We start from the raw sequence: 11,396 nt of genomic DNA, 5'->3' as shown, positions 1-11,396 counted from the left end.
AATCGGTAGTTAAATGCTCTTTCCATGTGGGATTCAAAGGAGTTCTCACATTGTAGCACCTAAGATGTAATTGTGGTAGCCTATGGTTAGTAAAGCCGCCCTGGAAGGGCGGGGTTTCAGACCCAATTTTTCTGATGAAACAGACATTATTATCACTCATTAGCAGCATTAGCTTACTGGTCTTGAATTGCGGCTTCAGTGGGGTTGCCGTAGCCCAAGAAACCGATTCCCCAGTCTTAAAAGTGGGGACAAAACCCGTTGAACCCTTTGTATTGATGGAATCCAACGGCGAACCCTTTGGCTATAGTATTAAACTTTGGGAAAAAGTTGCCAACGACCTCAACCTAGAGTATGAATGGGTAATTTTTGGTTCCGTTAGCGAAGTGTTAGCAGCCGTAGAAACGGGAGAAGTAGATCTGGCGATCGCCGCCTTCACCATTACCGCCAACCGAGAACAAACCCTAGACTTCTCTTTTCCCTACTATCCCACCGGCTTACAAGTCATGGTCAGGGATTATCGCAAACGACCCCTACTCATTCTATGGTCTTATATCAGCTCTCCAGAAGCCCTAAAAGCGATCGGTATTTTACTCGGAATTTCCATCATTTCTGCCCACCTCCTCTGGATTTCTGAGCGTCGCAACAACCCAGATATGTTTCCCAAAACCTATCTTAGGGGAATCTGGGAAGCCCTCTGGTGGTCATTAGTCACTGCCACAACGGTCGGGTATGGAGATAAAAGCCCTGTAGGATTTGTCGGGCGCATAGTCGCCATATTTTGGATGTTTGTCAGTCTATTTGTCGTCGGATATTTCACCTCTTCTCTCACCGCCCAGCGCCTCAGAGCTGCCTCAACCCTTCAAGATTTATATGGGAATCCCGTTGGCGTTGTCAAAGAAACAAGGGCCGCTGAATTTGTGCGCCAACAACCCATGAAAATGGTTCCCTTTACTTCCTACGAACAAGGGTATCAAGCCCTAAGAACAGGCAAAATTTACGGATTTGTGGCCGATGCGCCCACCTTGCGCTACTATGCCTCCAACAATCCTGAGTTCCGTCTGCTACTCCCGCTTTTGACTCAAGAATACTATGGCATTGCTTTTCCCCAAGAGAGTCTCCTGACAGAACAGATCAATATTCACCTGCTGCAACTCAAAGAACAAGATTGGATCGAGTCTCTCAACCAAAAATGGTTCTCCCAACCCGAATAATATCGAGTCCGCTTGAACAACATCTAGCACTATATCTAATTTTATTTTGTAAATTTTATGACTCTATTTCTAGAGTAGCGTGAGACACTACGGCCGACATCGAGTTGATATAAACTATTTTTCATCATTGAGGCATCTATCCTGAGCGAAAAACCCTTGCATGAGCCGGTAGAATAACCTATCGTCGCCAAAAAAAACTGTAGCGAACTGTAGATCGAATCACAAGGGTTCCCTTCTAACGTTGGTGATTAGGACAAAAATTTTATGACTCTGTTGATGAAAAATTTAGTGAAAGGCATCGTTAAGGAGCGACGAGATTATAATACTTGGGTAGCAAATGAAACCCTAGAAGATTATTCTCTGCGCTATGCCCCTAAATCCTTCCGTAAATGGTCGGAGTTTTTGGTTGCTAATACCGCTTTGGGGGGCATCTCGTTTCTGGCATTGGAGGCGATCGGCGCTTCTTTATTAATCAGTTATGGATTTGCCAATGCCTTTTGGGCCATTTTATTTTCGAGTTTAATTATTTTTCTGGCGGGCGTGCCCATTACCTATTATGCCGCCAAATATAGTATTGATATGGATTTGTTAACCAGGGGGGCGGGGTTTGGCTATATCGGCTCAACGATTACGTCTTTGGTTTATGCCTCGTTTACGTTTATTTTCTTTGCCTTAGAAGCAGCCATTATGGCCCAAGCCTTGGAGTTATATTTTCATCTGCCTTTAGCTTGGGGATATTTGGTCTGTTCGGTGGTGATTATTCCCTTGGTTTTTTATGGAGTGACGTTGATTAATCAGTTGCAGCTTTGGACGCAGCCGATTTGGTTATTTTTAATGATTTCGCCCTATGTTTTTGTGGCGTATAAGGAGCCGGGAGCATTTCAATATTGGCTTGATTTTGCCGGTCATTCGGCGAGTGGTGCGGGGTTAAATCCCCTGTTGTTTGGGTCAGCCGCAACGGTGTCTTTGGCTCTCATTGCCCAGTTGGGGGAACAGGTGGATTATTTACGGTTTTTGCCGGAAAAAACCTCCGCTAATGCTTGGAAATGGTGGTTGGCGGTTATACTGGCTGGCCCCGGTTGGGTGATTTTGGGCATCGCGAAACAGTTAGGGGGGTCTTTTTTAGCGTCTTTGGCGATCGCCCATGGATTAGCCGAAAGTGAGGCCAAACAACCGATTCAAATGTATCTGGGTGGCTTTGCGGATATGTTTGACGATCCAGGGGTAGTATTGGCCGTGGCGACCTTATTTGTGATAATTTCTCAAGTGAAAATTAATGTCACCAATGCCTATGGGGGGTCGTTGGCTTGGTCTAATTTTTTCTCCCGTCTCACCCATTCCCATCCGGGGCGGGTCGTCTGGTTAGTGTTTAATGTGACGATCGCCCTCTTGCTGATGGAATTGGGCGTGTTTGAGACGCTCGAAGCGGTTTTGGGGCTATACTCCAATGTGGCGATCGCCTGGATCGGGGCCTTAGTTGCCGATTTAGTCATTAATAAACCCCTGAAGCTCAGTCCTTCCTATATCGAGTTTAAGCGAGCCTATCTCTACAATATCAATCCCGTGGGCTTTGGTTCCATGGCGATCGCCTCCATAATTGCCATTATCGCCTTTCTCGGACTCTTGGGCCCCTATTTACAAGCCTATTCCTCCTTTTTAGCCTTGGGTATTGCCCTAATTTTATCGCCCCTGTTGGCTTGGGTAACCCAAGGCAAATATTATATCGCCCGTAAAAACGAACTCCGCGATCTTGTCAACCTTAGTCCCTCCCTCATTCAATGCTCCATTTGCGAACAGCACTACGAACCAGCCGACAGTGCCTATTGTCCCGTTTATCAGGGCCATATTTGTTCTTTGTGTTGCACCCTAGAAGCCCATTGTCATGATTCCTGTAAGCACACTCAAGAGACTCAATTATCCTTCATGTCTCAGGAGTGGATATACACTCTTCAAGAACACTTTTCTCCCCAATTTCTCAAACGAGTAATCCGATTTGTAGGCGGCTTTTTCCTCTTAGCCGGAACCAGTGGAGCCGTTTTAGGATTGGTCTTCTTCTTTGGAGTGTGGGAATCTTCCCTGTTTGCGGTGGAGGATATAGGTTTAATAAAAACTCTATTTTTAGAAATCTATTCCTTGCTGTTGGTCTTATGTGCAGTGGGGGCTTGGTGGTTTGTCTTAACTGAAGAAAGTCAAGAACTAGCCGAAGACGAATTAGACAAGCAAAATTCACAGTTGCAAGCGGAAATTCAAGAACGAGAACGCACCCAATTCGCTCTGCAAGAATTGACCCATCAACTCGAACAACGGGTGGCAGAAAGAACCGCCGAGTTATCGACCACCTTACAACAACTTAAACGCACCCAAACCCAATTGGTACAAACAGAAAAAATGTCTAGCTTGGGTCAGTTGGTAGCGGGAATCGCCCATGAAATTAATAACCCAGTCAATTTTATCTATGGTAATCTGATCCATGCCGTTGATTATGTGGATGATTTATTACTGTTACTAGATGCTTACGAACAGGAATTAGAGCATCCAAGTCAAAAATTAGCCGCATTAAAGAAAGAGTTGGAGATTGGTTTTATTCGCGAAGATTTGCCTGACCTGTTACAGTCTATGCAGGTGGGAACTAATCGCATTCGGCAAATTGTTTTGTCTTTAAGGGTATTTTCCCGGTTAGATGAATCTGATTTTAAGGTTGTGGATATCCATGATGGTATTGAAAGTGCGTTGATGATTTTGGGGAATCGATTGAATCAAACACCGACCAATCCAGGGATTCAAGTAATTCGGAACTATGAAAAATTGCCGTTAATTGAATGCTATCCAGGACAGCTCAATCAGGTATTCATGAATATTTTGGTGAATGCACTTGATATTTTTGAAGAGCAGAATAAATGCCGATCTTGGGAGGAACTGGTTCAATCTCCCAATCAAATTACAATTACGACTAAGATTCAACAGCCCCATTGGGTTTCGATTGCGATCGCCGATAATGGGCCGGGAATTCCGGAAGCGATTCAGTCTAAAATTTTTGATGCCTTTTTCACAACAAAGCCGGTAGGTAATGGCACTGGCTTAGGACTGTCGATTAGTTATGAAATTATTGTCAAAAAACATCATGGACAGTTAAGCTGTTGCTCTGCTGTGGGTGAAGGAACAACGTTTATTATGGAAATTCCTGTACGACAAAATAATTAATAATAGAGGACTCGATAAAAGGGTAAAACTCGGTTTTCTCTCCTCCCTATTCCCTCGTGGGAAATGCTGTATTACTATAGAAAGGTAAAAAACAGTCAATTAAAGTCCCATGGTTTGCCATACTCCGGTTTATCCCGTGCGTTGGGATCGAGAAAATCAATGCGTGATTCTGATCGATCAAACTTGCCTACCGGGAGAATATACGACAGTGAACATTCGTAACTCGTCTGAGATGGCGCGGGCGATTAAAATAATGATTGTGCGGGGCGCTCCGGCGATCGGAGTTTCGGCGGCTTATGGCATGGCTTTAGGAGCGCGGGAAATTCAAACTCAAGAGCGTGCCCTTTTTCTGGAGCAACTCGAAGCAGTTGCCGAAATGCTGAAACAAACTCGCCCAACGGCGGTGAATTTGTTTTGGGCGATTCAACGGATGTTAGAAACGGCAAGGGATGCATCGGGTTCTGTCGGGGAGATTCAGTCCCAATTGTTGGCTGAGGCTGAACAGATCCAGCAAGAGGATATACAGACTTGTCAGGCGATCGCACAAGAAGGGGTTAAAGTATTACCAGACAGGCCAGAGCGACTAAATCTATTAACTCACTGCAATGCGGGGGCTTTGGCGACTGCCGGGTATGGAACGGCTTTAGGGGTTGTCAGAAGTGCTTGGGCACAGGGACGGTTGAAGCGTGTCTATGCGGACGAAACTCGCCCCCGGTTGCAAGGGGCAAAGTTGACGGCTTGGGAATGCGTGCAAGAAGGAATACCGGTTACGGTGATTACGGATAATATGGCGGCCCATTGTATGCAACAAGGTATGATTGATGCAGTCGTAGTGGGAGCCGATCGCATTAGCGCCAATGGGGATACGGCTAATAAAATTGGAACCTATAGTGTGGCTGTGGCGGCTAAAGCCCACAATATTCCCTTTTATGTTGCCGCTCCCCTGTCTACGGTGGATTTTAAGTTAGCCGATGGCGGAGAAATTCCGATCGAAGAGCGCGATAGTCAAGAAGTGGCGCAGGTGGGAGACACCCGCATTACTCCAGTAGGTGTGGAGTATTATAATCCTGCTTTTGATGTGACTCCGGCGGCGTTGATTGCAGGGATTATTACGGAAAAAGGGGCCGTTGCGCCCCAGGATTTAATCAGCCTAAAGGGGTAGGGACAGATGGCTCGACGAGGGCATAGGGGATATCTTCAGACCAGAAGCAGACGAGGTTTAGCTCAACTACTGTGGATCGGTGTATTGGGTTTGCTCGTGTGGGGATTCACTCTATCCTCACCGGGATGGAGCCAAATGCCAGGATCGGGGAAGGTGGCAAATAAGGCTCCGATTGTGTTGGATGGTTATGAGTTATTTGAGGTAGAAGCTGCTGGCAACGTTAGTGCTGGGGAAAGAGCGAGGCAAATTAATCAGCTATTACAGGAAAAATTGGATCGGGCGATCGCCACGGATACTCCGCCAGAAGTTACCCTTGTGCAGGAGAACGATCGCGTGAGTCTGCAAGTCAATGATCGCCACCTGATCTCGGTGACACCATCGGATATGATGCCAGGGCAACCCTCCAGAGAACAAGCCCAACTTTGGCAAAACGAGATTCAACAGGCTCTACAACGCGCTCGCCGAGAACGAACCCCCATTTATAGAGCCTGGGCGATTAAAATGGCCCTGATCGCCAGTGGGGTGGCGATCGCCCTGCAAAGTCTGTGGTTTTGGCTGCAAAGACGGTTACGACGACAAAAAAACCAGCATGGGGAGCTGATTAAAACCTCCTGGAAAATTTTAGCCCTGATCCTGTTGCAAGTCGCGACTTGGCTGATCTTTATCTGTTATGTCACTAACCTGTTTCCCCTCAGTCGTCGCTGGCTCTATCGCACCTATATTCTCTTACGGGATCTGTTTTCAGCCCAAATTTTTACGGTGGGAGAACGGGCCTTATCCCTGAATAATTTACTGTTAATTGGGGTGATGGCGATCGCCTTAATCTTCATTACCAATTCCTTTACCGAAGTTCTCAAGGCCAAAATAGTCCCCCTTGTGGGTGTCAATCGCCATTCCCAACAGGCGATCGCCTCCTTCATTCGCTATGGTCTCCTGTTCATCGGCTTTCTGCTCATTCTCACCCTGAGTGGGGTAGACTTTAGCTCCCTGGCGATCGTCATTAGTGTCCTCGGTGTGGGGATTGGGTTCGGTCTGCAAAACATCGTCAAAGACTTTATTAGCGGTCTCATTATGATCTTTGAACGACCGATCCAAGTGGGAGAACTGGTGCAAGTAGGAGACTTTCAAGGCCTAGTGCAACGCATCGGCCCCAGAGTGACGGAAATGACAACGATTGACCGCATTACGATCATGGTTCCCAACTCCCGCTTCATTGAAGGAGAAGTGCAAAATTGGAATCGTACCGGTTTAACTCGTCTCAAAGTATATGTGGATGTGGCCTATGGCTCGGATATGCAACGGGTTCATGATATCCTGCTGGCCGTTGCCCAACTTCCCCACCCGGAAATTCTCCGCCATCCCCCACCGAAAGCCCAATTTCGCGGATTTGGAGATAGCGCTCTCAACTTTCGCATCGTGGTCTTTATTCGAGACCCCCTGAAACAACCGAAGGTGAGAACCCATTTACTGCATCATATGGCCCTGTATTTAGAACAGTATGGGATTCAAATTCCCTTTCCTCAACGGGATTTGCATCTTAAACTTCCTGGACTCGAAGAAGTTACCGATACCTGGCTAAAACAGCAAGGGCGAGAGAATTGGCAACCGTCCCCTGTGCCCATCCCCGAACCGCCGAAAATTCAGCCCGAATATAATTGGGAGGATATTATTCAACGAATGCGGGGCCCGGAAGGACTTTCTATTCGCGATCGCCGCTATGGTTTAAAAGTCTTTTCTCACTGTTTTACCGGTACTGAAACCGTGGATTGGTTAGTCAAGCATGAACAAGCCACCCGTGATGAAGCGATTATGATGGGACAAATGATGCTGGATATGGGGATTTTTCATCATGTTTTGGATGAGCATGAGTTTGAAGATAGCCCCCTCTTCTATCGCTTCTATGCCGATGAAACCCCTTCAGATGATGAGGCTTCTACATACCCGGCAACGACTTTGGGGGGCGATAATGCTCCGCATCGCTGGCGCGATCGCCCGGATGAACGGGGAATGGAAAAAAATACGGAGACTGATTCTACTGTTATTGAAGATTAACCCTTTCTCCTCTGAATCCTTATTGGGGGATGGGTGGGACAATATTGGGAATATAGATCACATCAGGAAACGACGATGGCGGTATATAGGGCATAATCTGGGGATTGAAGACATCAGCTCCCGTTTGCATCTCTGAGGGAGAAAGGGAGGTAAAATGGTCGGCACTTAATCCAGAACTGTAATCAATCAGAGCGCCTAAGCTTTGTCCAGTGGCGCGAATTTTAATCACTGTATCTAGGGCAACGGTTCCGCCCACATTCCCAGTGATATCCAATTCTAGATCGGCAAAGGTTAAGCCATCCGTGAGACCGATGCGGTCTTCATTGCCATTCCAATCTAGAATCCGATCGACCAAACTGGGATCGGTATTGGCTTCATCGTGACGCAAGACCAAGGTATCGGCATCCGCCCCCCCGGTGAGCAGATCGAGGCCTAAATCTCCAACCAGAAAATCTTGGCCCGATCCCCCCTGTAAAGTATCATTGCCTTGGCCACCTCGTAAGGTATCATTGCCTGAGTCTCCCCAAAGGCGATCGGAGTCGAGATCCCCCCGTAGCAGATCGTGCAACAGGCCACCAAAGAGAAAATCATTGCCTTGTCCTCCCAACAGGCGATCGCTATCTCCCCCACCCCACAATTGATCCTCACCCTCATTTCCCAGAATGATTTCGCTAAAGGGTGAACCAAATACTCGGTCATCTCCATCTAAAGCCCAAAGGCCACCGAACAGATTAACAATAGAATAATTTCGGGCTAGAGGGTTGATCGAGGGAATGATCAGATCGTTGCCCTCTGTTCCTACCCGACGCTCTAGGGGGAAAGGAGAGGGACTTGAGGTTAACACCGTTCCCCTCGTGGGGAGTAGGGACTCCGTTAAACCGTCTGCAACTTCTATGGATAGGGAACCGAGGGAAAACATTGAACTGGCTTGATCTGTGTTATCTCCTAAGAAAAACCAATTCGGGTATGAATAAGTATTGGTTTCACCCACCCCATAGTTACGCAGGGGCCCGCTTAAGATGGGTTGTCCATTGGCCAAAAGGGTATAGCTCTGATCCTTGACCGCTAATTGGTAGTCAGTTGCACTTTGAGTATTAAAGTTAACGGATTCTCCAGGGATGAAATCAGCATTTTTGGCAAAAATTTGGGTTTCGGTAAACCCAAACTCGATTTCACCGGCTTCCTTCTCGCTCACCACCAGCAGGGTTAAACCGGCTTGATTGGGATCGGAACTCTGCTCTGAGTCGAGGGCGAGGTTAAAGGATACGTTATAGCCCTCCGTCGCGTTGAGGACGGGAAATCGGGCGTTGAAGGGGTTGACGTGAGGAGAGCTGTTAACTGGGAAGGGGAGTTGCATCAAACTATAGTTGACGTACCCTAAAGAGGGCGGGCCGTTGTGAGTGTTGACGGTGACCCGATTGTTACTGAGGACATCCGCTTGCGAAGAGCCATTACCCTGTAAAAACAAGTAGCCTTGTTCGGTGGGTAGAGTATTTAATGTACCATCAAAAAGAATGGTTTCCACAGTAACCTCCTGATGTGAATTATCCTGGGATTCTCTGGATTAAGACTACAATTGCTTTGCGTAAGTTTCCTGGGATCACTGGGATCGAGAAGCCCCTCATCCCCCTACCCCCTTCTCCCGCAGGCGCTGCCCTGAGCGAAGTCGAAGGGAGAAGGGGGAAAAAGTCCCTCTCGGAGTGGGAGAGGGATTGAGGGAGAGGGCATTTCCCGTTGCACAACTCATTTAGACTAGCTACATAGCAAACCTAAATGAGTTATGTAATGGCTGCCCCTCATCCCCCAGCCCCTTCTCCCGCAGGAGAAGGGGAGCAGAAGTCCCTCTCGGAGTGGGAGAGGGATTAGGGAGAGGGCATTTCCCGTTGCACAACTCATTTAGACTAGCTATAGACCCATTTTTAATTTTTAATTGATATAAGATAGGAGCGCCGCTATCGCCAGAAGTCTATGGTTCTAATTGATTGGTTAATTGTTCTGTTGTATCTCGTCTTAACGTTAGGGTTGGGGTTATATCTATCGGGGAAAGCCTCGGAGGGACTAGAGGCGTTTTTTGTGTCGGGGCGATCGCTCCCTTGGTGGCTCTCCGGAACCAGTATGGCAGCGACGACGTTTTCCATTGATACTCCCCTCTACATTGCCGGAGTGGTTGCCAGTCGCGGTATTGCCGGAAACTGGGAATGGTGGAGTTTTGGCATTGCCCATGTGGTGATGATTTATATCTTTGCCCGCATGTGGCGCAGATCGGGGGTGGTTACGGATGCCCAGTTAACGGAGATTCGCTACGGGGGATCGATGGCAGCCATTCTACGGGCAGTGAAGGCCTTTTTATTTGCGGTTCCGATTAATTGTATCGGTATTGGGTACGCCATGCTCGCCATGGTAAAGGTGATTGATGCCCTGGAATTGTGGCAAAGTTTGGGCATTGAACCGGGAGATAATCTGAAACTCTGGAGCGTGGTGGGGGTGAGTTTATTTGTCTTATTTTATGCGGGAATTTCTGGACTTTGGGGTGTGGTAGCGACGGATTTTTTCCAGTTTTTCTTAGGCTTATTTGGGGCGATCGCCGTGGCAGCGATCGCCGTGAGTCATATTGGTGGCATTCATGAGTTAATTCCTCTAGTGCAAGCACGGACAGATATGGATCTTCTGGCCTTTATTCCCCTCAATAGTGACGCAGCAAGCCTGAGTTTAAGTACCTTTGGCGCGTATATGTTGATTCAGTGGTGGGCGTTTCGGCGCAGTGATGGGGGTGGCGAATTTATCCAACGGTTATTAGCCTCGAAAGATGAAGCGGAAGCGGAAAAAGCGGCCTGGTTTTTCAATATTTTGCATTATGTGGTGCGGACTTGGCCCTGGATTTTAGTGGCTCTGGTTGCTCTGGTGATTTATCCCAACCTCGAAGATCCGGAGTTGGGCTATCCGAAATTAATGTTAGATTTCTTGCCTCCAGCGATGTTGGGGGTTGTGGTGGCTTCCCTGCTGGCAGCGTTTATGAGTACGGTGTCCACCTCCATTAACTGGGGAGCCTCCTATTTAACCAACGACTTATATTTACGCTTTTTTCGCCCGGAGTCTACCCAGTCGGAATTGGTGCTAGTCGGTCGCCTTTCTTCGATTATGGTAACGGTTTTCGGGGCGATCGCCGCCTTTTATAGCCAAGATGTGGCAACGGTGTTTCGGTTGGTGATTGCGATCGGTACAGGGCCGGGATTAGTCCTGATTCTACGCTGGTTTTGGTGGCGCATCAATGCCGCCGCCGAATTAGCCTCTATGGTAGGCGGATTTGTCGTCGGATTAACCACCAGTGTTGTACCCGTATTCACCATTGAAGACTTTGGCTTGCGCTTACTGGTAACGGCGGGTATTAGCGGCATTTGTTGGGTAACCGCCATGGTGTTAACGCCCCCAGAATCCGATCGCACCCTAGATGAATTCTATCGGTTAGTGCGTCCCGGCGGCCCCGGATGGCGCAGAGCGCGATCGCGCACCGGCTTAAAACCCGCACAAAGCCTACCCCAAGATTTACTCAAAGTCACCGCAGCCAGCTTGCTCCTCTTCGGCGCTATGTTCGCCGTAGGCGGCTTTTTACTCTTGAATCAGGGAGTCGGTTGGACAAGCTTAGTCATCGCCGTTGCCGGGTGGATGATGCTGCGCTATGTCAGTCAATTAAGGATTGCGCCCATGGCTCGACCAGGGTTAGAAGAGGATTGACTTTTTGTAAAATCTACGTCCCATGCCAAAGTCAATGC

General features: G+C 47.9%; 6 protein-coding genes. 5 read left to right on the top strand and 1 reads right to left on the bottom strand.

Annotated elements, in window-relative coordinates:
• Positions 1-134 precede the first annotated feature (134 nt).
• The 4 genes from PJF56_RS04365 to PJF56_RS04350 all read left to right on the top strand — a co-directional run bounded on the left by PJF56_RS04365 (position 135) and on the right by PJF56_RS04350 (position 7,626).
• Complete coding sequence (locus PJF56_RS04365) at positions 135-1,211, top strand: transporter substrate-binding domain-containing protein (RefSeq protein ID WP_283761423.1); 1,077 nt, start codon at positions 135-137, stop codon at positions 1,209-1,211.
• A 264-nt stretch (positions 1,212-1,475) separates the two neighbouring features.
• Positions 1,476-4,412 carry an ATP-binding protein gene (locus PJF56_RS04360; RefSeq protein WP_283761422.1) on the top strand — a complete coding sequence of 979 codons (2,937 nt, stop codon included), beginning with the start codon at positions 1,476-1,478 and terminating at the stop codon, positions 4,410-4,412.
• Between the two features lie 109 nt (positions 4,413-4,521).
• Positions 4,522-5,574 (top strand): S-methyl-5-thioribose-1-phosphate isomerase, encoded by a 1,053-nt coding sequence (mtnA, locus tag PJF56_RS04355; protein ID WP_283761421.1) that lies wholly within the window; start codon positions 4,522-4,524, stop codon positions 5,572-5,574.
• A 153-nt stretch (positions 5,575-5,727) separates the two neighbouring features.
• Positions 5,728-7,626 (top strand): mechanosensitive ion channel domain-containing protein, encoded by a 1,899-nt coding sequence (locus PJF56_RS04350; RefSeq protein WP_283761420.1) that lies wholly within the window; start codon positions 5,728-5,730, stop codon positions 7,624-7,626.
• 19 nt (positions 7,627-7,645) lie between these two features.
• Here PJF56_RS04350 and PJF56_RS04345 read toward each other — a convergent pair whose 3' ends face one another.
• A complete protein-coding gene (locus tag PJF56_RS04345) occupies positions 7,646-9,151 on the bottom strand; it encodes a calcium-binding protein (protein ID WP_283761419.1) in 1,506 nt (501 codons plus the stop codon).
• A 443-nt stretch (positions 9,152-9,594) separates the two neighbouring features.
• Between PJF56_RS04345 and PJF56_RS04340 the strand changes: the two genes are divergently transcribed.
• Positions 9,595-11,358, top strand: coding sequence for a sodium:solute symporter family protein (locus PJF56_RS04340; RefSeq protein ID WP_283761418.1), 1,764 nt, complete (start codon positions 9,595-9,597; stop codon positions 11,356-11,358).
• The last annotated feature ends 38 nt before the right edge of the window (positions 11,359-11,396 follow it).

This window comes from Roseofilum halophilum BLCC-M91 (assembly GCF_030068445.1).
Taxonomy (GTDB): domain Bacteria; phylum Cyanobacteriota; class Cyanobacteriia; order Cyanobacteriales; family Desertifilaceae; genus Roseofilum; species Roseofilum halophilum.
This window is presented reverse-complemented; position numbering and strand designations above follow the sequence as displayed.

What these genes read in the sequence shown, in the direction of transcription:
- PJF56_RS04365 (WP_283761423.1), top strand. Translation starts at nt 135, where the DNA reads ATGAAACAGACATTATTATCACTCATTAGCAGCATTAGCTTACTGGTC.
- PJF56_RS04360 (WP_283761422.1), top strand. Translation starts at nt 1,476, where the DNA reads ATGACTCTGTTGATGAAAAATTTAGTGAAAGGCATCGTTAAGGAGCGA.
- mtnA (WP_283761421.1), top strand. Translation starts at nt 4,522, where the DNA reads ATGGTTTGCCATACTCCGGTTTATCCCGTGCGTTGGGATCGAGAAAAT.
- PJF56_RS04340 (WP_283761418.1), top strand. Translation starts at nt 9,595, where the DNA reads ATGGTTCTAATTGATTGGTTAATTGTTCTGTTGTATCTCGTCTTAACG.